This window comes from Vreelandella halophytica, from assembly GCF_968193635.1.
In genome coordinates this window covers 2193538-2216155 of sequence record NZ_OZ309107.1, presented here as the reverse complement: position 1 = coordinate 2216155, position 22618 = coordinate 2193538, and the positions used below count along the sequence as shown (strand labels likewise).

The 22618-nt window shown below is 62.0% G+C and carries 18 protein-coding genes; 9 read left to right on the top strand and 9 right to left on the bottom strand.

Going from position 1 to position 22618, the window contains the following annotated elements:
• Nucleotides 1-127: 127 nt before the first annotated feature.
• The 3 genes from ACWHXT_RS10405 to ACWHXT_RS10395 all read right to left on the bottom strand — a co-directional run bounded on the left by ACWHXT_RS10405 (nucleotide 128) and on the right by ACWHXT_RS10395 (nucleotide 3603).
• Nucleotides 128-2161, bottom strand: coding sequence for a pyrroloquinoline quinone-dependent dehydrogenase (locus tag ACWHXT_RS10405; protein ID WP_447955775.1), 2034 nt, complete (start codon nucleotides 2159-2161; stop codon nucleotides 128-130).
• Between the two features lie 8 nt (nucleotides 2162-2169).
• Nucleotides 2170-2532, bottom strand: coding sequence for a hypothetical protein (locus ACWHXT_RS10400; protein WP_447955774.1), 363 nt, complete (start codon nucleotides 2530-2532; stop codon nucleotides 2170-2172).
• Nucleotides 2533-2601: 69 nt separating this feature from the next.
• Nucleotides 2602-3603 carry a helix-turn-helix domain-containing protein gene (locus ACWHXT_RS10395; protein ID WP_447955773.1) on the bottom strand — a complete coding sequence of 334 codons (1002 nt, stop codon included), beginning with the start codon at nucleotides 3601-3603 and terminating at the stop codon, nucleotides 2602-2604.
• Nucleotides 3604-3780: 177 nt separating this feature from the next.
• On the opposite strand from ACWHXT_RS10395, the gene ACWHXT_RS10390 reads away from it, so the two are divergent.
• On the top strand, nucleotides 3781-5940 hold the full coding sequence (locus ACWHXT_RS10390; protein WP_447955772.1) for a TonB-dependent siderophore receptor: 2160 nt from the start codon (nucleotides 3781-3783) through the stop codon (nucleotides 5938-5940).
• 97 nt (nucleotides 5941-6037) lie between these two features.
• The gene (locus tag ACWHXT_RS10385; RefSeq protein ID WP_447955771.1) at nucleotides 6038-7189 is read left to right on the top strand and encodes a hypothetical protein; all 1152 of its coding nucleotides are present in this window, start codon (nucleotides 6038-6040) and stop codon (nucleotides 7187-7189) included.
• Here the strand turns inward: ACWHXT_RS10385 and ACWHXT_RS10380 are convergent.
• The 3 genes from ACWHXT_RS10380 to ACWHXT_RS10370 form a co-directional block, all read right to left on the bottom strand.
• Nucleotides 7186-8505, bottom strand: coding sequence for an amidohydrolase family protein (locus ACWHXT_RS10380; protein WP_447955770.1), 1320 nt, complete (start codon nucleotides 8503-8505; stop codon nucleotides 7186-7188). The two genes, ACWHXT_RS10385 and ACWHXT_RS10380, sit on opposite strands and share 4 nt — an antisense overlap.
• Before the next feature lie 169 nt (nucleotides 8506-8674).
• Complete coding sequence (locus ACWHXT_RS10375) at nucleotides 8675-10567, bottom strand: TRAP transporter permease (protein ID WP_447955769.1); 1893 nt, start codon at nucleotides 10565-10567, stop codon at nucleotides 8675-8677.
• A 103-nt stretch (nucleotides 10568-10670) separates the two neighbouring features.
• Nucleotides 10671-11672 (bottom strand): TAXI family TRAP transporter solute-binding subunit, encoded by a 1002-nt coding sequence (locus ACWHXT_RS10370; protein ID WP_447926265.1) that lies wholly within the window; start codon nucleotides 11670-11672, stop codon nucleotides 10671-10673.
• 312 nt (nucleotides 11673-11984) lie between these two features.
• On the opposite strand from ACWHXT_RS10370, the gene dapA reads away from it, so the two are divergent.
• The 5 genes from dapA to ACWHXT_RS10345 are packed head-to-tail and all read left to right on the top strand — an operon-like array spanning nucleotide 11985 to nucleotide 16901.
• Nucleotides 11985-12860, top strand: a complete 876-nt coding sequence (gene dapA / locus ACWHXT_RS10365) for a 4-hydroxy-tetrahydrodipicolinate synthase (protein ID WP_447926264.1) — start codon at nucleotides 11985-11987, stop codon at nucleotides 12858-12860.
• Complete coding sequence (locus ACWHXT_RS10360; protein ID WP_447926263.1) at nucleotides 12860-14134, top strand: four-carbon acid sugar kinase family protein; 1275 nt, start codon at nucleotides 12860-12862, stop codon at nucleotides 14132-14134. The genes dapA and ACWHXT_RS10360 overlap by 1 nt, the downstream gene beginning before the upstream one ends.
• Before the next feature lie 34 nt (nucleotides 14135-14168).
• Nucleotides 14169-15200: a 4-hydroxythreonine-4-phosphate dehydrogenase PdxA gene (gene pdxA, locus ACWHXT_RS10355; RefSeq protein WP_447926262.1), complete on the top strand. Its 1032-nt coding sequence runs from the start codon at nucleotides 14169-14171 to the stop codon at nucleotides 15198-15200.
• Nucleotides 15200-16090, top strand: a complete 891-nt coding sequence (locus ACWHXT_RS10350) for an NAD(P)-dependent oxidoreductase (RefSeq protein ID WP_447955768.1) — start codon at nucleotides 15200-15202, stop codon at nucleotides 16088-16090. Before pdxA ends, ACWHXT_RS10350 begins: the two co-directional genes overlap by 1 nt.
• Before the next feature lie 40 nt (nucleotides 16091-16130).
• A complete protein-coding gene (locus tag ACWHXT_RS10345) occupies nucleotides 16131-16901 on the top strand; it encodes a DeoR/GlpR family DNA-binding transcription regulator (protein WP_447955767.1) in 771 nt (256 codons plus the stop codon).
• 118 nt (nucleotides 16902-17019) lie between these two features.
• Here the strand turns inward: ACWHXT_RS10345 and epmB are convergent, their stop codons facing one another.
• Nucleotides 17020-18051, bottom strand: a complete 1032-nt coding sequence (epmB, locus tag ACWHXT_RS10340) for an EF-P beta-lysylation protein EpmB (RefSeq protein ID WP_447955766.1) — start codon at nucleotides 18049-18051, stop codon at nucleotides 17020-17022.
• Between the two features lie 115 nt (nucleotides 18052-18166).
• On the opposite strand from epmB, the gene efp reads away from it, so the two are divergent.
• Entirely contained in the window at nucleotides 18167-18733 is a 567-nt protein-coding gene (gene efp, locus ACWHXT_RS10335) for an elongation factor P (protein ID WP_263584362.1), read from the top strand.
• Nucleotides 18734-18813: 80 nt separating this feature from the next.
• The gene (gene epmA, locus ACWHXT_RS10330; RefSeq protein ID WP_447955765.1) at nucleotides 18814-19794 is read left to right on the top strand and encodes an EF-P lysine aminoacylase EpmA; all 981 of its coding nucleotides are present in this window, start codon (nucleotides 18814-18816) and stop codon (nucleotides 19792-19794) included.
• A gap of 7 nt (nucleotides 19795-19801) precedes the next feature.
• Here the strand turns inward: epmA and ACWHXT_RS10325 are convergent, their stop codons facing one another.
• Together ACWHXT_RS10325 and ACWHXT_RS10320 are read right to left on the bottom strand one after the other, a co-directional pair.
• Nucleotides 19802-21349, bottom strand: coding sequence for a DHA2 family efflux MFS transporter permease subunit (locus ACWHXT_RS10325; RefSeq protein WP_447955764.1), 1548 nt, complete (start codon nucleotides 21347-21349; stop codon nucleotides 19802-19804).
• Nucleotides 21346-22506, bottom strand: a complete 1161-nt coding sequence (locus ACWHXT_RS10320; RefSeq protein ID WP_447955763.1) for an HlyD family secretion protein — start codon at nucleotides 22504-22506, stop codon at nucleotides 21346-21348. Before ACWHXT_RS10320 ends, ACWHXT_RS10325 begins: the two co-directional genes overlap by 4 nt.
• Nucleotides 22507-22618 lie beyond the last annotated feature (112 nt).

Sequence of the window (22618 nt, the reverse complement as noted above, 5' to 3'; positions counted from 1 at the left end):
CTCGTCGAAGATGACACTGCGTTGACGCTAAGCGCTACTCTCAAATGCTATTCCCAAGTTCTATTCCCAAGTGCTACTCACTAAAAAGGCGGCCTTTGAGGCCGCCTCGATAGCGCTGCATCTGCAGTTACTCGGGGAGCGCGTACACGACGACCTGGTCGCCCACGTGGTCTTTCAGGATGGTATTCCCCCCGGCGACGAAGGCCACGTACTGGCGGCCCTGGTACTCATACACCGACGGGTTGGAAACCACCGGCGCCTGGGCCTGGTCCGACCAGAGCTGCTCGCCGGTTTCCAGCGAATAGGCGCGTACCTTGGCATCCATGGAGGCGCCGATGAAGATCAGGCCCCCGGCGGTGACCGCCGGGCCGCCGATGGTCGGCGAGCCCCAGCGCTCCGGCATGAAGAAGCCGAACTGCTGCGAGGCGCCCACCGGACGGCGCCATTTGACCTCGCCGCTGGTCATGTCCAGCGCAACGAGCTCGCCAAAGGGCGGCTCCCAACAGGGCATACCCAGCCAGTTCAGCGCCACTTCCAAACGCATCCCGTAGGGCGCGCCTTCCTGGGGCGCAAAGCCGCTCTCGTTGCCCGAGCCGCTATCCGCTTCGATATACGTATCGCGATCGAAAAGCTTGATGTACTGCACGATATGCGAGGTGTTCACCACCGCGGTTTGGCTTTGCGGGTCGAACGCCACGCCGCCCCATTGCACGCCGCCGGCGCTGTCCGGGTAGGCCAGCGTCCCTTCGCCTTCGGTGGTGGGCGGGGTGTACATACCCTCGTACCAAAGATCGTCCCAAAGCGCCGAACACTGGCCGAAGCTGACCGCATCAGCCAGGGCCCATACCTTGGGTTTCTCGGACTGGTCCAGAAGCGGCGCGGGCAGGGTGGGAAAAGGCTGGGTGGGCGCATACACCTCACCCTCTACATTGCCATCGCCACCGGGCACTTCGCGCTCCTCGATCGGCCAGACGTCCTCGCCGGTTTCGCGGTTGACCACGAACAGAAAGCCCATTTTGGTGGCCTGCATCAAGGCGGGAATCTCTTCACCATCGACGGTGATGTCCATCAGCGTCGGCGCGGCGTTGATGTCGTAATCCCAGATGTCGTGATGCACCCACTGACGCGACCAGACCACCTCGCCGGTTTCGATATCCAGTGCGGTGGTTGAAGTCGCCAGCGGCACTTCTTCGGTACGGTTGCCGCCCCAGAAGTTGGGCGAGGGCGAGGCCACGGGCAGGTAAACGAGCCCTAGCTCCTCGTCGGCGCTCATGTGGGTCCAGACGTTGGCGGTGCCGCTTCGTTCGCGCATCTCTTGCGTCAGCGCCTCGAAGGTCCACTCGCGCTCGCCGGTGCGCGCGTTGAGACCGAACACCGTGCCTGCCGGCGCTTCGCTCTCTTCCCAATCCTTGCCCGCCCAGCCCAGAATCAGCCGGTCGCCCACCACGGTGGGCGGCTGCAGAAGCGACAGCGGCCAGTTTTCGGGCATGTTGTTCCACTCGTCGACGTTCAATACGCCGCCGTCAGCAAACTCTTCGCAGAGCTCGCCGCTATCGGCGTCCAGCGCAAAGAGCTGGGCATCCATGGTGCCGAAGTAGACGATCTTCTGGCAGGCTTCCCCCTCGACGGGGTCGTCGGCCTCCCAGTAGGCCACGCCGCGGCTTTTGAGCGCCGGCTGGGTTAGCGCCTCCTGACTCGAGGCGGTATCGAAGCGCCAGCGCTCTTCGCCGGTGGCCGGGTCGAGGGCGAACACCCGATAAAACGGCGTGCCGATATAAACCGTGTCGTTGGCAAACACCGGCGTGGCCGACCAGACCGTGGGCGCGATGTCGCCGGAGCCATCGGAGACGTCCCCGGTATGAAATTCCCAGGCTTTTTCGAGCTCGCCGACATTGTCGACGTTGATCTGGTCAAGCGGGCTATATTTTTGCGCGTTGAGCTGGCCATGAAAGCCGTCCCACACGCCGCCTTCGGGCACCAGGGGGATGGGTGCGGCGCTGTTCTCGGGACGCGCTTGCGCATCCGGCGCCTCGTCAGGCGCTTGCGTTGGTTGAGCCAGTAGCGGCAGCGGCGCCAGGAGCAGCGTCGAGAGCGCAAGCGGCGTCAAACCGGGGAAAAGGCGCAGGGCAGGGCGCGAGGAAAAACCGTGATCGTTTGACATGATGCGCCTCAAGGATGGCCGGGTGTACGAGAAGAAGCGCGGGCGACGTCGATGACCAGCCCCACAAGGCCGATCACCAGTACCGCGGCCAGCAGCCACTGATGAAGTAGCAGGGCGGCAAAAAATGTACCCGCCAACCCCAGTAAAATAAGCACGCGAAGTACGACAAGCCCGGCGCCCTGGTGCAGCTTGAAAAGCCCTGCCGCCGCCGCTGCCAGTATCGCGCACCCCAGTATGGCTACCAGCGCGCCAAGGGTTCCGGTAACGCCGGTCAACGGTGTCAAATAAGCGTAAAGCGCTAACGCTCCCCCGATAAGTGCGGCGATCAGCAGTAACCAAACGCCCGGTCGGCTCCCGTGTAACGTAGCCATGGCAATGATTGCTCCCTAATTGGATTTTATAGATAGCGGTTCGATGGATTAGCCGTGTGCCGTTTAAGCCTAGCAGACGCCGCGCTTGTGCGGTGAAATGTCGCGGTGGGCGCGTTGTGAATCCCTGCGCTGGCTGCGGTAATCGCTGGGCGCTACACCAAATTCGCGTTTGAAGGCCGTGGCGAAGTTGGTGGCGCTGGTGTAGCCCGCCAGCATCGCCGCTTGTTCGATGCTAATCGCCTCCTGCTCCAGCGCCTTTCGCGCCCTATCCAAATGGTGGCGGCGTAAAAACTGGCCCAGCGGCTCACCGCGTTCGCTGGAAAAGCTTCTTTGCAGCGCACTTAGGCTCATGCCTAGCCGCCGGGCCAGCGCTTTTTGGCTGAGCCCGCGCGCTTCTCCCCGGTCGATGAGCGCCATGAGCCTTGCCAGGCGTACCCGGCCTGGGGCCAAAACGGGGGGCTTTTGCGGCGCGTGCTTTAGCGCCTCGCCGGCCAAAAGGGTGGCAAAGCCGTCGATGATCAAACGCGTAGCCGGCGTGGGTTCTTCGCTACCGGTCTCGAAGAGGCTCTTGGCCAGGGCCAAAAGGCCGGACGAGGGGGTAAAGGGGTGAACCGCAGGCGAAGGGGGCTCGGCCAGGGCCTGGTAGCCGTGGCGCGCTAGCCAGCGCGGGGAGAGCGAGAGCGTCAGCGTACGCTCGCAAGTGCCCGGCCGACCGGTGCGCACGAAGGGCGTTTTATCGGGAAGAGTGGCGATCAGCGCAGAGTGCGGCTCTTCCGGGCCCAGCAGCGTTTCATGATGGCCGTAGCGCACCTGGGCGCTGCCCTGGACGACCAGCGCGATTTTGACCCCCGCAGGGAGCAGCGCCTGGCTTTTGAGCCCGAAGCGGTCCTCGATGTCCGCCAGGCGCAGCTGCATGCCCGGTTCCCGCTCGCTCACCCACATTTTTCCCGAAAGCGGCGCCGAGCGTTTGTCCCAGGCTGGCGCCTCCAGGCGCTGCTGTTTTACCAGATGTGCCGACAACCGTTGCAGGTCGGTCGTGCTAATGACGTGCTTGTCGCGTGAACCGTCCACGTGCGGCTCCTGTAAATAAGCCTGCTTATCGTATTTGCAGCGTTTGCATAGCAAAGCGACGCCTTGGCAAAGGTGGCGCGCCCCGCAAGATGCCATAATCCGCTGCCTTGAATTTTATTGTAATGGATTCTCATTCGCAAAGCAGGCGCGAAACAGATATCAAAAGGGGAGGGAGCGATGTTGGTTAAACGGCGTACTTATCAAAACGCGGCCGCGGTGGGGAGTGCGGCGCTGCTGCTCGGCTTTACGCCGAACGTACTGGCGCAGGCCACCGGCGAGGCCATGCGACTCGAGACCGTGACCGTGGAAGGCAACCGCCTGTACGAAATGCTGCCTTCCGAGGTGACCGGTGGCTACGGGGTGGACGCGGCGACCGTGGGAACCAAAACCCCGGCCTCCCTGCGCGATATTCCCCAGTCGGTCAGCGTGGTGACGCGTGAGGCGATCGAGGATCAAAACTTCACCACCCTGGACGAGCTTGGCCGCCGCACGCCGGGTATGCGCGTGCTCTCCAACGACAACGGCCGCTCCTCGATTTACGCCCGCGGTTTCGAGTACGACGAGTACAGTATCGACGGCTTGCCCGCGCCCATGACCAGCATCACGGGCTCGGTGCCGACGCTTTCGGCGTTCGACCGCGTCGAGATCATGCGCGGCCCCTCCGGGCTTTTCGATAGCACCAGCGAAATGGGCGGCATCGTCAACCTGGTGCGTAAGCGGCCTACCTACGACCCCCAGGGGCGCATCAGCGTAGGCGCGGGAACGGATCAGCAGCGCTCGGCCCAGGTCGATGTTTCCGGCCCGCTCGATGGCGATGATGGCCGGGTGCGCGGGCGGTTGGTGCTCGACCGCGCCCATCACGGTGAGTTCGTCGATCGCAACACCAACCAGCAAAACGATATTTACGCCGCCATCGACGTCGACCTCGACGATTCGACCACCTTCGGACTTGGCTACATCCATAACAGCAAGGACATCCGCGTCAACAACGGCCATCCGGTAGGCCCCGACAACGAGCTTCTGTATGGGTCGCGTTCGGATTTCTTCGGCGCCGGTTGGAATGACTTCGACAGCTATTCGAACGACTGGATCGCCGAGCTGACCCACCGCTTCGATACCGGCGGTTTCGGGCGGGTCGCGGCGCGCTATTCGGACCGTAATGCCAACTACAACTACGCCTTCGGCGGCAGCGCTTTGGATGCGGATGACCGCTTGACGGTGGCGGCGATCGGCAGCCGGATCGATCAGCAAGCGCTGGCGCTGGATGCAAGCTACAGTCAACCCTTCGCCGCCTTCGATAGCGTCAGCGAATTCGTGGTGGGCGGCGACTACAAACGCTTCGACACCGAGACCGAGTCCGGGCGTTCGCGCAGCCTGGCCGGGCGCCGGGTCACCCGGGACGAATTGAACGAGCTGGCTTTTGTGGACGTGCTGGGGGCTTCCCGGGCGACCGGTTCGGGCTACGCCCATACCGATACCCGGCTGGAAGAATCCGGGCTTTATGGCAAGTTGACCCTACGCCCGATCGACCCGCTGGCGCTGATCGCCGGTACCCGGGTGAGCCGTTACGATATCGATTTCGAGGACAAGGCCGCCGATACCTATCAGGATCGAAGCGATACCAAAGTGACCCCCTACGCCGGCGTGGTGTTCGACCTGGACGAGAACCACTCGCTCTACGCAAGCTACTCCCAGGTCTTCAAGCCGCAGACCGCCGAGGGCCCGGACGCCAACCTGATCGAGCCGCGCGAGGGCGACCAGTACGAGGTAGGCGTGAAGGGTAGCTACATGAACGGTGACTTGAACGCCCGCCTTAGCGCCTTCCGCCTGTACGACGATAACCGCGCGGGTACCTCGCCGGATACCGGGGCCAGCTACTCGGTGCCGATCGGCAAGATGCGCATTCAGGGTGCCGAGTTCGAGGTGACCGGCAGCGTCACCGATCAGTGGGACGTGATCGCCGGCTATACGTATCTGGACACCGAGGTGCAGCAAAGCGGCGATGCCCGCGAGGACGCCATCTTCCTGCTGATGCCGAAGAACATCGTCAACCTCTGGACCCAGTACGACTTCGCCGGTGAGGCGCTGGGTGGCCTGCGGGTAGGCGCCGGCATGACGGCGATGAGCGACTTTGGCTCCAGCAGCGGCGTCGATGCGCCGGGTTACGCGGTGTTCGACGCGATGGTCGGTTACGACTTCAACGAAAGCGTCAGCGGCCAGCTCAACTTCAACAACGTCTTCGACCGGGAGTACTACAACCGGGTGGGCGGGGCGAACACCTTCAACATGCCAGGCGCTCCCGCCAACGTGATGGCCACCCTAAGCTACGATTTCTAACCGGTACGGTGCCGAGTGCCTGACAACGCCCGCAAACCTTGAGTTTTGCGGGCGTTGCGCTTTAATGAACTCCTTTGTCATCGCTCAAGGAGGCCGTATGCGCGTTGTACCGGTGATTATCGCGTTAGCCGTCGTCACGGCCGGGCTGCTGGCAACGCTTGCCTCCAGCGACGCCTTCGAGCCGCGCCTGGTACGCCTGGAGGCCCAGCGGGCGCTGCCTTCTCTCCAGGCGTCGTTGGATGAAGAGAGCGCTGCGGTCAACGCCGTCTTTCTTCACTACGCCGATGATCCCGCCCTTTGGATGAACGCGCACCTGGCGCTGGCGCGCTACGGGGACATCGCCCGCGAGACACTGTCGACCTACGCTTTTCTTCCCGCCTTTCAGGAAGTGCTCGCACGTTACGGGCCGGATGCCGTGCTGCCCATCGCCTACTACCGCGAACACGATATCGCCACGCTCAAAGCCCGGCACTGGCTGGGGGAGCGCTACCAGGCGGCCAGCCGCTGGTGGAACGACGCCGACGACGAACAGAGCGAGGCGGCCGAGTGGGGGCCGGACACCCGCGGACAGATGGGCATCGCGCTGCTACTCGATGAAGGGCACGCGCTTTTGAATCAGTTCGTGCAAGACGCACAAGGCGACATTCACTGGCTGCAGGGCGAGCGAGTGGTGACGGGTGTGGGCGATTTCTTCACCAGCGGCGTACGCAACCTGGAGAACCAGTGGCGCCGGGACGAGGCGATCGGTGCGGCGGACGTAGGTTGGGCCGGGGTCGATCTTCTGTTGATGGCGAGTACGGTGAAGGTGCTGCGCGCCGGTCGCGCCGCCCGTGGGGCCCGGGTCGCCGGAGTAGAAGCCCGGGGCGCCCAGACCGGTGTACGCTCCGCCGCCCTCGGTGGCACCGCGCGCTTCGCCACGCTCCCCCGGATCGCCAAAATCGCCGCGCTCACCACCACCGCCTACGTAGTGATTCGCCACCCCTCGCTGATCAGCGCGCTGGGGGCGAACGTGGCCCAGTGGCTCGGGTTACCCGCCTGGCTTGGCCAGTTTTTGCTCTGGTTGATCGTGTTGCTGCCGGTGTTGATTTTGACGCGGTTCATCTGGCGCTGGGTGATGACGCCGCTTTTGTGGCTGTTGCTGCCGCTCGCGCGGGCCGGGGTGAACGCCTTGGCTAAAACGCGCCCGTCCAAAGCCGCTCGCGAGCCCGCCACGCGAGATAGGCCCCGTGGCGGGGCTCAAGAGTTTTAATAGCGCAAAATCTCCAGGATGTGGCGCGTGTTGGTAATCTCTTCGGTAGGGTCGTCCTCAAGCACCAGAAACTGTGCCCGGGCGCCTTTTTCGATACGCCCGAGATCCTCGATCTCCAGCATGTCGGCACCGGCGGAGGTGGCGGTGATCAACACGTCGAGCGGCTCCATGCCGGCCTCGACCATCAGCTCGAGTTCGCGGTGCTCGGCGATGCCGGGTACGCGCAGGGCCGTGGCACCCGAATCAGTGCCCATCACGATGCGGATACCGCCGTGCTCATACAGGCGCGCCAGGTTGGCCATGTTGGTGGCCACGGCGTCCCGCGCCTGTTGGGTGTCGCTATCGTCGAGCGTCTGCTCGCGCCACTGCTCGTCCTCGATTCGTTCGCGCAGTTCGTCGCTGATCCCTTGGGCGAAGAAGTCATCTTCCAGCCATTCCGGGTGCTCGGCGTAAATATACGCGGCTTCGTCGATGTTGATGGTGGGGATGTACCAAACGCGCTGCTGGGCCATGCGCTCGACCAGCGCGTCGTCGATTTCTGCGTCGCGAATGCCGTGGGCGAGAATGTCGATGTCGGCCTCGAGCGCGGCTTCGGCGTCCTCGGCGTCGTGGATGTGCGCGGCGATCTTGAGCCCCTGCGCGTGGGCCTCTTCTGCGGCGGCGGTGTAGACCTCCGGGGCCATTTTGGGAGCACTGCCGCCCATGTCATCGATCCACACCTTGATCACATCGACGCCGGCCTCGGCCATTTCCCTCACGGCCTCCCGGGCCTGCTCGGCGGTGCTCGGGCGTAGTACCTGGCCGTCGACCACGCTCATCTCCTCTGCCGGCGGAGCGCCGTCGGGCACGCCGATGCCCGGGCCCGCGCCGTACAGGTCCGCGCCTTCGTGATCCCGCCCGCGCAGCTCACTACGCAGCTCGTAAAAAAGCGGCGGGCTCATGCCCAGGGCGTTGACCGCGGCAATACCGAAATCCGCGAACTGGTTAAGGTCGCGCTCGACCGTCTCGCGGGCGTAGTGCTCCCCTCCGTGCTCCATGCCCTGTACGGTACCTGCGTGGCTATGCCCGGCGATCAGCTCGGGCATGATGAAATGCGCGGCGTGGTCGACCCGGGTGGCGCCTTCGGGGCTTGCGATCTCGGATTGCGGGCCGATGGCCATCACGCGGCCATCTTCCACCAAAATACGAGCGTTCTCGATGATCTGCTGGCCGTCGAACACCTTGCCGGCGTCGATCACGACCTCCTGAGCCAGGGCGGGAAGGGCGGCCAGCGAACAGGCCAGGCTGGCGGTCAGGGGCAAACGGAAATCACTCATGCTCTTCTCCCGAATCGAGGGTGTCATGGAAACGAATCGTTTGTGTCAGTGTAGATAAATCGACACATTCAGCGAGAAGGCTCTGGCAACGGCGGCGGCCCATAAAAAAGCTCCGCCGTGGCGGAGCTTGTAAGGGCCGGATACATCGAGCGGGAAAACCGGGCGTAGGCTAAGCGCTTACCGGCACCAGGCGCGGGCGCAGGGTGAAACACCAAAGCAGCAGCGCCACGGCGCCCGCCACGCTGATACTCCAGACCGACGAGAGCGTCGGTGACAAAATCAACGCCAGGCTGATCGCCAGGAAGATCCCCCGTTCAATCCAGGAGAGCTTGCCGTTCATCCAGCCCATCAGGAACACCGCCCAGCAGAACGTAGCTAGCAGCATGCCTACGGCACCGACGAAAATCTCCAGCCCCGTGCCTTGCCACAGCACGTGCGGGTCATTGATGAAGCCGAAGGGCACCAGGAAGATCACCAACGAATAGGCGAAGGCGAGAAGCCCTGTCTTGTTGGCATCGGAGCGGGCGATACCGGCAGCGGCGTAGGAGCAAAGCGCCACCGGCGGCGTGACCATCGAGAGCACGCAGTAGTAAAGCACGAACAGATTCGCCGCTAGACGATCCACGCCCAGGTCCATCAGCGCGGGCACGAAGACCAGCGAGCCGATGATGTAGGCCGCCACCGTGGGCAAGCCCATGCCCATGATGATACAGCCCAGAATGACCAGCAGCAGCGAAAGATAGAGCTGCCCCGTGCCAGCATCCGACAAAAGGCTCACGAAATTGAGCGCCAGGTTCGACTGGGTGGCCACCACCATGACGATACCCACCGCCGCTAGCGGCGCCGATATCCACGCCATCTGCTTGGCCGCGTCCAGCACGGCGTCGAAGAGCTTGCGCGGGTCATAGTGGGTCGACTTACGTAGAAACGGCACCACCAGCGCCGTGACCGTGCCCACCAGCGCCGCATAAGGCGCGGAGTAGCCGATGATCAGGCAGGTGATCATGGCGACGGGCGAGGCCAGTAGATGCGCGCGGGGCATGACAGGGTCGATATCGAGAAGCTCCGAGGGCACGTTGCCGATGCCGTAGCGCCGGGCGCGCAGGTCGACGATGACGTAGAGCGCGAAATAGAACGCCGCCGAGGGGATCAGCGCCGCCGCCGCGATGGTGCCGTAGGGAATACCGAGAAGATCCGCCATGACGAAGGCGGCCACCCCCATGATGGGCGGCATGAGCTGGCCGCCGGTGGAGGCGATGGCTTCCGTCGCGGCGGCCTGGTCCTTCGAGTAGCCGGCGCGGCCCATTATCGGGATGGTCAGTGCCCCGGTCGAGGTGGTATTGGCGATGGCCGAGCCCGAGACCATGCCGAACAGTGCCGAGCCTACCAGCGACATCTTGGCCGCGCCGCCTTTCAGTCGGGCGGTCATACGCATGGCCAGGTCGATGAACAGCGCACCGCCGCCGGTCAGGGTAAAGACCGTGCCGAACAACACGAAGTAGAACACGAAGTTGATTGCCGCCGTCGCGGTGACGCCGAAGATACCGTCGGTCTTCATGCTGATCAGTTCGGTCATCGTCGACAGCGAGAAGCCGGGGAACGCCATCCACCCCGGAAAGTAGGGGCCCAGGTAGGCGTAGGCGAGAAAGCCCAGCACCACGACGAGAAGCGACCAGCCCACGGCGCGCCGGACTGCTTCGAAGATCAGGATCAAGCCCGCAACATGCAGGAAGATATCGAGGGTGAGGACCGGATCGATCATTTCGAGGTGGCGCTCGAGACGTCTCATTTCACTTTGATAGACCCACACGAAGGCGATCGACATCGCAATGCCGCCAAGATCGATCACGCGGCCCAGCCAGCGCATCAGCCCCGACTGCCAGTTCAGCGGATTGAAGGCAAAGACCAGCGCCACGGCCATGTAGACGTGAAACGACACCGCCGCGAGCGGCGATGCCGGGTCGAAGAAGTGCCGCAATAGATAGGCGACGTAGGTAAAGGAGAGCCCTATCTGGATGACGCGCAGTAGCATCGAAAAGGAGAGCAGGTCGGACGGTTTCAAGACACGTACCCCGAAATTGATGGCCGTATTGATGACCGCGCGCCGCCGCAAGTCTTTGCGGCGGCGCCACGAAGTTTAAAAGTGATGGCTCCCGGGTCGGCGCTTACTCGATCCAGCCGCGCTCGCGGTAGTAGCGGGCGGCACCCGGGTGCAGGTCGAGCACCGCCTGGTCGGCTTGAGCGCCGGCTTCCGGATCCCAGCCGGCCAGCGGCGGGAAAGAATCGGCGAGCCGATCACGTGCTTCCACCATGGCCTTGGTAACCTGGTAGGCGACGTCGTCATCCATTTCGGCGCTGACGATCAGGATGGTCGGCGTGTTGGAGGTGGCGTAGTCGCCCTCCATGCCCTCGTAACTGCCTTCAGGAAGGGTAATACGCGGCACGCCTACCTCGGTCATATGATCGAGCACGTCGTCGGACATGGGCGCGAAGAAGAGGTCGGTGGTCAGCGCCAGCTCCTGCATGGTGGCCTGGCCAAGCGGGGCGTTCTCGATATAAACGTCCGCGGTGCCGTCGCGCATCATTTGCGCAATCTGGGCGGTGCTGATCTGGTTGATAGCGCCCCGGTCGCGCATCTCGTCGAGGCTGGTGCCGAGGGCTTCGAACATGTGGTCGGCAAGGATCGGCACCTGCGACCCTGTGGGCTTGAGCACGAAGCTCGGCGGGTTGTCGGCGTTGACCATTTCTTCGAAGGTCTGCTGGCCGGTGCGCTCTACATAGGCACGGCGGGCGACCACGGTGGTGTAGGCCGCCTGCAGGCCGCCGACCAGCGTGCGCAGGTTTTCCGCGGCGCGACCTTCGAACTCTTCGCCGATGCCATCGCGGGCCCAGAGGGCGGCGTTGGCGGTAGCGAAGCCCAGGTCGGCGGAGCCTTGACCCACGGCCAGTGGGTTCATCATGCCGCCGCCGCGGGGCAAAACGTCGGCATTTAGATCAAGCTCGCCTTCGGACTGATTGATGATCTTGCCCACCTCCGAGCCGTAGGCGTACCAGCCGGTACCCGGGTCCTGGGAGATGATGCGCACCGTGGCGTCCTGGGCCCACGCGGTCATGGGAAGGAGTAGCGAGGAGGCGAAAAGTGCTCCGAGTGATTTACGTACCGTCATAGTGATCTCCGGTTTTTTTATTGTGATGTGCATTAAAGAATGAGAGCGGTATTGAAGGCCAGATAGCGGACACAGCCTGACCTTTAATGACTATAAAATGATCGTAACGATCAATTTATGCATTTACACTTTTGTCTTATATACCAAAGTTTGCTTTTAATTAAATATATTAAAATCAAATTTTTATATGTTTTTAGAACGAAATAGCTAATGATTTTGAGTATAGAAACTTGCAGTTTTTTATCGAATCGATCATTTTTGTGATCGTTTTGATCGAAATGCGTGTTCATATTCGTTAAGGAAGCCAGCCCCATGACGCTATTTAAAGGCATCATCCCCGCGCTCATTACTCCCATGAACGACCAGCAGGCCGTTGATGAACCCGCGCTGCGTAGCCTGGTAGATATTCTGATCGAAAAGGGCGTTCACGGGCTCTTCGCGCTGGGCACGAACGGGGAGTTTTTTGCTTTAACGGATGATGAAAAGCTCAAGGTGGCCCAAATAGTCGTCGACCAGGCGGCAGGCCGCGTGCCGGTCATCGCAGGCACCGGTGGATTTACGACACGGGGTGTCATCGAGCTGAACGCGCGTATGGCGCAGGTAGGTATCGATGCCTGTTCGATTATCACCCCGTATTTCAATGCCGTTTCACAGCGTGAGTTGATCGCCCACTACACGGCGATCGACAAAGAAGCCGCCTTGCCCTTCATGCTCTACAACATTCCGGCCAAGACCGGCGGCACGATCGCCATCGATACCGTGGCGGAGCTTTCGCACCTGCCGATGGTGCAGGGCATTAAGGATAGTGGAGGCGATTTCGACCGGTTAACGCAGTTGATCGGTTTGAAGCGTGATGATTTTGCGGTCTTTACGGGCACGGATTCGCTCATCCTTTGGGGGCTTTTGGCCGGAGCGGACGGCGCGGTAGCCGCTACGACCAATGCCGTGCCGGACGTCGTCATGACGATCTATAACGCTTATCAGGCAGGAGACATGGACACCGCCCGGCAGGCCCAGGAAAAACTGCGCGTGCTGCGCAACGCCTTCGGTATGGCGACCATGCCGGTGGTGCTAAAGGCAGCCGCCGAGCTTTTAGGCATGCCCGCGGGGCCAACACGCGCGCCGGCGCTGCCATTGACTCATCAGGAGCGTCAGCGTCTCGACGAACTGCTACAGGTGTACCGTTAATGGCGGGACAGGTTTCGTCAGCGCAGCCACATGAGATCCGGCTGGCCATTTTAGCGGACGATCTATCCGGTGCGGCGGACTGTGCGGTGAGCTACGCCAGGAGGAATCTACCCACCTCGATCGAGCTTGCCCAAACCGATCGGCCCCAGAGCCAAGTCCTGGTGGTGGATACCGACTCGCGCCATTTGCCGTCCGCTCAGGCAGCTTCTGTATGTCTCGAGGCCTGGCGACGAGTCGCTGCACCGCAGCTCAAGCTTTACAAAAAGATCGACTCCACCCTTCGCGGTAACTGGGTCGAAGAGGTCGCCGCACTCATACCCGATGTCGGCATGGCAATCGTCGCGCCTGCAATGCCCGCCATGCAACGCGTAACACGTGACGGCCGGCAGTACATCGATCAGACGCCGGTCGAAAAGAGCGAGGTATGGCGCAACGAACAGCGTGCTGGCAAGGCTGACATCGTTTGGATGCTCGCCCAGCAAAAGATTAAAACCGCCCACCTGACGCTCGCCGCCCTGCGCGATTGCTCGCTGAACGTACTGATCGATTGGCTCGTTGCGCAGCAGGAAAACGGTGTAGAGGCGCTCGTGTGCGATGCGCAAACCAGTGGCGACCTTGACCGCATCGCCCAGGCAAGCCAGTCCCTTGAAAGGGTGTTTTGGGTCGGCTCGGCGGGCCTTTCCCAAGCCTTGAGCGCATATGTGACCAGCGAAGCGCCCGTCACCGTGCCAGTGCGCGTTAACGGACCAGTACTCACGGTCGTGGGGAGCATGTCGCCCATCTCCCATCGCCAGATCGATCATCTGGCCGAGCAGGCCAACGGCGCGCTTGCCGTATTTAGAGTGGATATCCATGCGTTACTGAATTCCCCAACGCCGCCCGAGGCGATACTCATGGCGCAAATGGCGCTCGGTCGGGGCGAGGACGTGCTGGTAACGCTTGCTCAGCAAACACCGGATCCCTCCATCAACGGCTACGCGCTATCGAGTCGTTTGGCGCACTATCTGGGACCCCAGCTCGATGGTTTGGGCGGGCTGGTCGCCACGGGAGGCGAGACGGCGAAAGCGCTTTTAAGCGCCGCTGGCATCGATCGGTTGCGCCTCGTAGATGAGCTCGAACCCGGCGTGGTGCTATCGCTGGGCCCGAGTGGCTTGCCCGTGGTGACCAAAGCTGGCGGTTTTGGTGAGACTTCCTCGCTCTACCAGGCTTGGCGCTATTTGGTGCAGCAGCGTGATGGCGATTCTTTCGTCGACGAATCACGCACCCTCGATTGACGCACAGAACTACTTACTTCGGAGTCCAACAACGATGAGCTACCTTCCAGTTGTAGGTATCACCATGGGGGATGCCGCAGGCATTGGCCCCGAGGTCATCATGAAAGCGCTTGCCCACGACAGTGTCTACCAAAGCTGCCGTCCGCTGGTGATTGGCGATGCAGGGCGGTTGAAAAAGGCGGGTAATATCGTCGGCAGCCAGCTTGAACTTAACGTTATCGAGCGTGTAGAAGAGGCCAGGTTTAGTACGGGGACGCTCGATTGTATCGATCTGGCGTTGATCCCCGAGGAATTACCTTACGGTGAAGTATCACCGGTGGCCGGTAACGCCGCCTACCAATTCATTGCGCGAACCGTCGAACTCACCCACGGCGGTATGCTCGACGCCATCTGCACCGCGCCGCTCAATAAAGAAGCGCTGCATGCCGGCGGCCATATCTTTCCGGGTCATACCGAAATGCTGGCACACCTGACCGGTATCGACGAAGTCTCGATGATGCTGGTGACGCCCAATCTGCGCGTTATTCACGTAACGACCCATATGGGGCTCATCGATGCGATCAATCGAATCGAGCCGGGGCTTGTGACCCGCACTATCGAACGCGCCCACGAAACACTGGTGCGTGCCGGTATCGATAACCCGCGTATCGGCGTCTGTGGAATCAATCCTCACGCAGGTGAGAATGGCCTGTTCGGTTATGGCGAAGAGGAAGAGAAAATCGTGCCGGCTATCGAAACGCTTGCCGCGCGGGGTTGGGACGTTCAAGGGCCTCTCCCTGCCGATACGCTGTTTTTCCGAGCCGGGCGAGGTGATTTCGACGTGGTCGTTGCGATGTATCACGACCAGGGCCATGGCCCGGTAAAAGTGATGGGGCTCGAAGCCGGGGTCAACGTGACGGTGGGCTTGCCGGTGATCCGCACCTCGGTGGATCACGGTACGGCCTTCGATATTGCCGGCCAAGGCATCGCCGACGAGCGAAGCCTGCTCGAAGCGTTGAAACAAGCAATCGATCTTGCCAATCGCCGTGAGAAGTCGGGCCAGCCGACCATAAAGGAGAATGTCTAATGAAACGTATCGGTTTTATCGGTTTAGGGCTCATGGGGGCCAATATCGCTCGTAATATCCTGCAGGGCGGCTACGCCATGACACTCTTTGACCCAAACCATGACAACATGGCGCCGCTTTTGGAGCAGGGGGGCGAAGCGGCCGATTCTCCCAAGGCAGTCGCCGAGCGCTCGGATATCGTCTTTATCTGCGTACCCGGTGCGCCTCAGGTCGAGGCGACGGTCGAGGGTGAGCAGGGGCTGGCGCAGGGTGCTCACGAAGGCTTGATCATCGTGGACTGCTCTACTTCGGCACCCACGCTGACCCAGCGGTTAAACGAAAGCTTGGCGGCCAAGGGTGTTACGTTTATCGATGCGGCACTGGGCGGCACGCCCACTCAGGCCGAAACCGGTGAGCTGCAGGCGATTGTGGGTGCCGATGATGCCACACTCGAAGCCGTGCGCCCGGTGCTCGCCTGCTGGGCAAGCAAAATCCTTCACGTTGGCCCAGCGGGTGCCGGCCATACCATGAAGCTTTTGAACCAGTTTTTGGCCATGGGCTATGGCGCTATCTATTCGGAGGCACTGACCATTGGCGCGAAGGCCGGTGTGACCCCTGAAGTGTTCGATAGCGTCATTCGTGGTAGCCGGATGGATAGCGGCTTCTACCAGACGTTTTTTCAATACGTGCTGGAGCGCGACCGCAATGCTCATCGGTTCTCGCTTGCCAACGCGGGCAAGGACATCCGCTATGTGGCGAACCTGGCTGACGATTTGAATGTACAGGCGGGGGTCGCCCACGCGATCGAAGCGCTTTATGCAAGCGCCCTTGACGAAGGAGCCGGCGATAGTTTTGTGCCCGAGCTTTCCGATATCGTCGCCAAGCGCCACGGCGTCTCTTTTTCATCGTAATAGCCAACCCCGCGTTTTCCCGGTTCTGGCAGGAGTGGTCATGAAAGTTACTAATCGCCGCAACGCCATGCTGGAGGCCGTGCATAACGGTATGACCGATGTCGAAACGCTTTGTGAGCGTTTCAATATTTCCGAGGCCACGGTGCGGCGAGATCTTTCCGCTTTGGCCGACGACGGACATATCGTACGTACCTACGGCGGGGCTGCGGCGGTGGTAGGCAGACGCGAGCCAGAGCTATCGTTGACTCAGCGCCAGCACGAGCGTGGCGATGTGAAAGCACGTTTGGCGGCGGCCGCGTTGGCGCATATCGAAGACGGCGACTCGGTGCTGCTCGACGGTGGCTCCACTACCGCCGAGCTCGCCACACTACTGAGCAAGCGCCGGGGGTTGCACGTTTTTACCAATAACCTGGCCGCGTTGCCGGCGCTTGCAACTATCAAGGATTGCCGCGTCACGCTGCTCGGCGGAGATTTACGTCCAGCCAGTATGACGACGTATGGCGTTGCTGCTCAGGCCGCTCTTGAAAGGCTTTCAGTCGATAAGCTCTTCATGAGTGCCGATGGCGTGGTGGCGGATCTAGGGCTTTGTGAGGCGAGCGCCGAGCAGGCTTATCTGAAAGAAATGATGATGCGCCGCGCCTTGAAAGTGGTCGTAATCGCCGATTCCAGTAAGCTTGGCAACCCGAGCCAGCAGCACTGGACGCCCATGCTAAGCCACTGGACTCTAATCACCGATAATCAAGCGAGTGACGATCGCTTGGAGGCGTTCAAGCGGCGCCGTGGGGTCACGCTCGAGGCGATTGAAGTCTAAAGAGGCGGCAGGAAAATCGCATCAGGCGCGTTCGAGCGAGCCTGATGCGGCGCTTGCGTTGATTTAAAGCGGAAATCGACCGCTGGCCTGGACAGGTTTCGCTTTAAATATCAATCTCTCAAAGCGGCGTCTTGCTCGCCTCGCCGGGGATTTCGCGCACCAGCCGCGGCATCAAAAAGCCAGGCAGGTGGTGGCGCAGTTCCTCGACCAGCTCTCGCGCTTCGTGATCCGGTACGTCGAAGTGCGCCGCGCCCTGTACCGGGTCCAGTACGTGCAGGTAGTAGGGCAGGATACCGGCCTCGAATAGCCGTTCGGAAAGCGTGGCGAGGGCTTCGACGCTGTCGTTCACACTGCGCAGTAGCACGCTCTGATTCAAAAGCGTCACCCCGGCCTGTTTTAAACGCCCACAGGCATCGATGACGGCCTGGTCGATTTCGTTGGCGTGGTTGATGTGCAGCACCACGACCTTTTGAAGGCGCGTTTGGCCTAGCCAGTCGAGCAGCGCGTCATCCACGCGGTCGGGGATCACTACGGGTAGGCGGGTGTGGATGCGCAGGCGCTTGAGGTGCGGTATGGCGTCGAGCTCGGCCGCAAGCCAGGCCAACTGGCGGTCGCTTGCCGCCAGCGGGTCACCGCCGGATAAAATCGCCTCCTGGATGCTCGTATCGCGGCGTAAATAGTCGAGCGTGTCCTGCCACTGCGCGCGCGACGGCGAGTTGTCGCTGTAGGGGAAGTGGCGGCGAAAGCAGTAGCGGCAGTTCACCGCGCAGGTCGGGCTTGCGATCAAGAGCACGCGCCCGGCGTACTTGTGAATCAGCCCCTTGACGGGACGGTGCTCGGCCTCCTTGAGCGGGTCGAACACGAACCCCTGGGGCGTGAGCGCTTCGTCACCCAGCGGCAATACCTGCTTGAGCAGTGGGTCATCTAGCGTATGCGGGGCGATGCGCGACAGATACGCCTCGGGCACGCGCACTTCGAACAGCGCATGGCCGGCGCGGGCGCCGCCGAGCAACGCAGGCTCCAGGCCAAGGCGTGTCAACAACGTTTGGGGGTCGCGAATAGCCCCGGAAAGCTGACGCTGCCAGCTCGGCGGGGCGCTTGCCGGCGCGTCGCCTTCGTTAACGGCGGCAATCATCATGTTCTCCTGCAAAAAAGCCCTCCTTCGGGTTATCATGCGCGCACTCGATAAAAGCGCTATTCATAAAGGCGCTTCATCACAGCGTTTATCACCTGCTTTATTCAGCAACTGATTAGTGAGAGGCATTATGGCGAACTATTCTACCAACGAATTCAAGGGCGGTTTGAAAGTAATGCTCGACGGCGACCCGTGTTCGATCGTCGATAACGAGCTGGTCAAGCCAGGCAAGGGGCAGGCCTTCAACCGCGTGAAGCTGCGTAACCTGATGACCGGCCGTGTCTGGGAGCGTACGTTCAAGTCCGGCGAGTCGTTGGAAGGCGCCGATGTCATGGAACTCGAGATGGAGTATCTCTATACCGACGGTGACATGTGGCACTTCATGAAAACCGACGGCTCTTTCGAGCAGTACGCGGTCGAGAAGAAAGCCCTGGGTGACACCGCCAAGTGGCTAAAAGAGCAGGTAGCTTATACCGTTACCTTGTGGAACGACAAAGCTATTGCTGTCTCGGCCCCGAATTTCATCGAGCTGGAAGTGGTAGAAACCGACCCGGGCCTTAAGGGCGACACCGCCCAGGGTGGCTCCAAGCCGGCGACGCTTTCATCCGGTGCGGTGGTACGCGTGCCGCTGTTCATCAACCAGGGGGAAGTGTTAAAAGTAGATACCCGCTCTGGTGAGTACGTCTCCCGCGCGTGATTCCTGGGCAGCCGCTTGGCTGTCGCGTCCCGAATGGTTCAAGCCACGCTCACGCGTGGCTTTTTAGATCGAGGAAGGCAATGTCGCCCACCTGGCGCCCCAATGCCGATATGGCAACCCTGATCGAGCGTGCCCGCCTGCTGGCCCGGGTGCGCGCCTTTTTTGCCGCCCGCCAGGTGCTGGAAGTAGAAACGCCGGTGCTGGGCCAGGGCGGCAGTACCGATGTGCACCTGGCATCCCTTGCCACCAAAGCGCGTACCGACAAGGGGCAGCGAACGCTTTGGCTACAAACCTCACCGGAATTTCACATGAAGCGGCTGCTGGCCGCGGGCAGCGGGCCGATTTTTCAGCTTGCGAAGAGCTTTCGCGACAACGAGGTGGGTCGACGCCACAACATCGAGTTCACCATGCTCGAGTGGTACCGCCCCGGCTTTTCCCTCGACGCGCTGATCGACGAAACCGCGGAACTCGTGGACGCGATAATGCCCGGGGCGGGCCAAAAGGTCGTGCGCTACCGCTACCGGGAGCTTTTTCACACCCATCTCACCGTGGACCCGCTCACGACCTCGCTCGAGGTGCTCAAACGCCTGGCCGGGCAGCGTGCCCACATGCCGCTGGAAAGCCTTGCTCGCGAAAGCCGCGAGACCTGTCTCGATCTATTGATGAGTACGGTCATCGAGCCCGCGCTTGGCAAAGGGGAGCTCAGCCTGGTGGTGGACTACCCGGCAAGCCAGGCCGCCCTTGCCAAGCGCCACCAGGACGATGACGGCCAGTGGCTGGCCTCGCGCTTCGAGCTTTATCTTGATGGCATCGAGCTTGCCAACGGCTACGACGAGCTGACCGATGCCAGCGAGCAGCGCGCACGCTTCGAGGCGGATAACACCGAGCGCGCGCGGCTGAACCTGCCCCTGGTGGCGATCGACGAGCGTTTGCTGGCGGCGCTGGAGCACGGCATGCCGGAAGGCGCCGGGGTGGCGCTGGGGGTCGACCGGTTGATTCAGCTGGCGCTTGGCAAGTCGCGCCTTGAAGACGTGCTGACCTTCGCGACGCCCAACTGCTGATGCCTTGTCAGGCCTTGATACGCTTGAGCAAAAACACCAGCGGCACCGTGGCAATGTAGATAAGCCCAAGCCAGGTGAAAATGTCGTTGAAGGCGAGCACCTGGGCCTGCTGGGCCACCCGCTGGGCGATGAGCCCGACGGCGGCCTGGTGGGCGTCGGCCACCGAGCCACTCAGCATCGCCTCGTATTTAGCGATCTCCGCCACCACCACCTCGCGGCCGGTGTCGATCGCCGGAATCAGCTGGTTCCAGTGAAAATCCTCGCGAATATCGCGCACCGTATCGAGCAGCGCCAGGCCCATGGCGCCGCCCAGGTTGCGCATCACGTTGAAAAGCCCGCTGGCATTACCCACCTCTCTGGGCGCAAGCGTGCCCAGGGCGATGCGCGAGGCCGGGATGATGCACATGATCAGCCCCATGCCACGCACGATCTGAGGAACGCAGAACTGCCAGAAGCCGGACTCCACGGTGAGGTTGGCGTTCATCATCGTGCCCACGCCCACCAGCAAGAACCCCACAAACAGCATGACTCTCAGGTCGAGATGGTTGGTCGCCTTGCCCACCAGCGGGGCGCAGAAGAACATGGTCAGCCCCGTGACGAACATCACCTGGCCGATCTGCAGGCTCGAGTAGCCGCGCACATAGCCGAAAAACAGCGGCATGATGTAGACCAGCCCGTAAAGCGCGATGCCGATGATGAACCCCATGCCCGCGCCGATGGCGAAGTTGCGGTTGGCGAAGGCGCGCAGGTCGACGATCGGGTGGGCGCTTTTCAGCGTGCGAACGAAAAACCCCACCCCGGTAGTCAAACACAGCAGGCTGAAAAGGGTGATTTCCTGGCTTGCGAACCAGTCCTCGCCCGGGCCTTCTTCCAGCACGAACTCCAGCGAGCCCAGAAATAGCGCCATGAGCGTCAGGCCGATGATATCCAGCCGGCGTGCTAGCGCGTGATTGGGTTTATCGATATCCAGAAAGCTCCACGCCGCCCAGCACACCAAAATGCCGGGAATCACGTTGGCCAGAAACAGCCAGTGCCAGCTTTGGGTTTCGGTGATATAGCCGCCCACCGTAGGACCGATCGACGGCGCCATGGTGACCACCATGCCAATCACCGCCTGCACGCTGCCCATCACCCGCCGGGGGAAGATCGAGAAGCTGATCGCCTGGGTAACGGGAATCATCGCCCCACCCATAAAGCCCTGAAGGGCGCGCAGCACGATCAACTGCTCGATGGAGTTGGCCATGGCGCAGCCCAGACTCGCCAGGGTAAAGCCCGCGCAGGAGAGGGTGAAAACGACCCGGGTGGAGAGAATGCGCATCAGCATACCCGAGAGTGGAATCATCACGATCTCGGCCACCAGATAGGCGGTCTGCACCCAGGAGATTTGGTCCTGACTTGCCGAAAGCCCGGATTGGATCTCGTTGAGTGAGCTGGCCACGATCTGGATATCCAGAATGGCCATGAACATGCCGAACACCGCCGCGATAAAGCCGATGCGCTGGGGCCAGGGCGGCATGTCGCTCACGCCCGCCGTAGGGCTTGGGGGCTGGCTCATAGCGGCGCGGGATCAGCGTCAGCAGTATTGGCCAGCCCTTCGTACGGCGGGTCGAGTTCGCGAGTGTCGATATCCGGAACCGCGGACAGGCCCGCGCGCAGAAGCCTCATGGACTCATTAGGGCCGGTAACGCGAATTCTGACCGGCACCCGCTGGACGATCTTGTTGAAGTTGCCAGTGGCGTTGTCCTGGGGCAGCAGGCTGAACTCGGTGCCGGTAGCGGGGGAGAGGCTTTCGACCACGCCGCTGAACGTCGTGTTGGGGTAAGCGTCGAGATGGACAGCAACCGGCTGCCCCAGGCGAATGCGCTCGAGCTGGGTTTCCTTGTAGTTGGCGGTGATGTAGGCCGAGTCGAGGGGGACGAGCTGCATTAGCGTCAGCGACGGCTGCGCGAGTGTACCGGCCTCGACGCGTAAATTACCAATGACGCCGTCCCGCGGCGCGGTCACCCGCGTTTTATCCAGCTGGTGCTGGGCGTAGGCTAAATCCGCCGCCGCCGCTTGCTGGTTGGCCTCGGCGCGGGTTACGTCGCTTTCGGCCACCGCCAGCTGGCGCTGGGCGGACACCACGGCGGCGCGCTGAGTGGCCAGGTGGGCCTCGGCTACGCGCAGCGCGCTTTGGTCATCTTCGCTTTGCTGGCGCGAGCCGTAGTTGTTGGCGGCAAGTGATTGCGAGCGCTGCACGTGCTGGCGGGTGCGGTCGACATCGGCCTGGGCCGCGTCGACCTGGCTGGTGGCCTGGTCGATGCCCGCCTGCTGAAGCGCCACTTGGCGCTGGGCCTGAGTGAAGGAGGCCGCCGCGACCGCTTGCTGCGCCCGAGCTTGTTCGAGCTGGTCGCGGTAGCTGGCGTCGTCGAGCTGAATGAGCAGGTCGCCGCGTTTGACGGCCTGGTTCTCATCCACGGCGACATCGATCACCCGCGCCGCAAGCTCAGCGCGGACGGCGACGCTATCGGTGCGCACATAGGCATTGTCCGTGGATTCGATGAACCGGCCCACCTGCCACCAGCCCAACGCCCACCAGGCGAGTAGCGCCAACAGGATAACGGCGATTACCGCCAAAAGTAGCTTACGGCCCGTCTTTTTGGCCGGTGCCGGCTCATCGAGGGCGTTGACTGAAGGTTCAAGAGGCGCGTTTTGCTGTTCACCGCTGGCCATGGGGATTCCTCGCCGGGTCGCATCCGGCATTGAGCTGGTCACAAAATCTGCCTATAGTGTAATGAAGGTTACACTACATAGCTATCCCGGCGTTGACGAAAGGTACGAAACG

Bases quoted from the DNA above. Each gene is read 5' to 3' on its own strand.
- ACWHXT_RS10405 (WP_447955775.1), bottom strand. From the start codon at position 2,161: ATGTCAAACGATCACGGTTTTTCCTCGCGCCCTGCCCTGCGCCTTTTC.
- ACWHXT_RS10400 (WP_447955774.1), bottom strand. From the start codon at position 2,532: ATGGCTACGTTACACGGGAGCCGACCGGGCGTTTGGTTACTGCTGATC.
- ACWHXT_RS10390 (WP_447955772.1), top strand. From the start codon at position 3,781: ATGTTGGTTAAACGGCGTACTTATCAAAACGCGGCCGCGGTGGGGAGT.
- ACWHXT_RS10385 (WP_447955771.1), top strand. From the start codon at position 6,038: ATGCGCGTTGTACCGGTGATTATCGCGTTAGCCGTCGTCACGGCCGGG.
- ACWHXT_RS10380 (WP_447955770.1), bottom strand. From the start codon at position 8,505: ATGAGTGATTTCCGTTTGCCCCTGACCGCCAGCCTGGCCTGTTCGCTG.
- ACWHXT_RS10370 (WP_447926265.1), bottom strand. From the start codon at position 11,672: ATGACGGTACGTAAATCACTCGGAGCACTTTTCGCCTCCTCGCTACTC.
- dapA (WP_447926264.1), top strand. From the start codon at position 11,985: ATGACGCTATTTAAAGGCATCATCCCCGCGCTCATTACTCCCATGAAC.
- ACWHXT_RS10360 (WP_447926263.1), top strand. From the start codon at position 12,860: ATGGCGGGACAGGTTTCGTCAGCGCAGCCACATGAGATCCGGCTGGCC.
- pdxA (WP_447926262.1), top strand. From the start codon at position 14,169: ATGAGCTACCTTCCAGTTGTAGGTATCACCATGGGGGATGCCGCAGGC.
- ACWHXT_RS10350 (WP_447955768.1), top strand. From the start codon at position 15,200: ATGAAACGTATCGGTTTTATCGGTTTAGGGCTCATGGGGGCCAATATC.
- ACWHXT_RS10345 (WP_447955767.1), top strand. From the start codon at position 16,131: ATGAAAGTTACTAATCGCCGCAACGCCATGCTGGAGGCCGTGCATAAC.
- efp (WP_263584362.1), top strand. From the start codon at position 18,167: ATGGCGAACTATTCTACCAACGAATTCAAGGGCGGTTTGAAAGTAATG.
- epmA (WP_447955765.1), top strand. From the start codon at position 18,814: ATGTCGCCCACCTGGCGCCCCAATGCCGATATGGCAACCCTGATCGAG.
- ACWHXT_RS10325 (WP_447955764.1), bottom strand. From the start codon at position 21,349: ATGAGCCAGCCCCCAAGCCCTACGGCGGGCGTGAGCGACATGCCGCCC.
- ACWHXT_RS10320 (WP_447955763.1), bottom strand. From the start codon at position 22,506: ATGGCCAGCGGTGAACAGCAAAACGCGCCTCTTGAACCTTCAGTCAAC.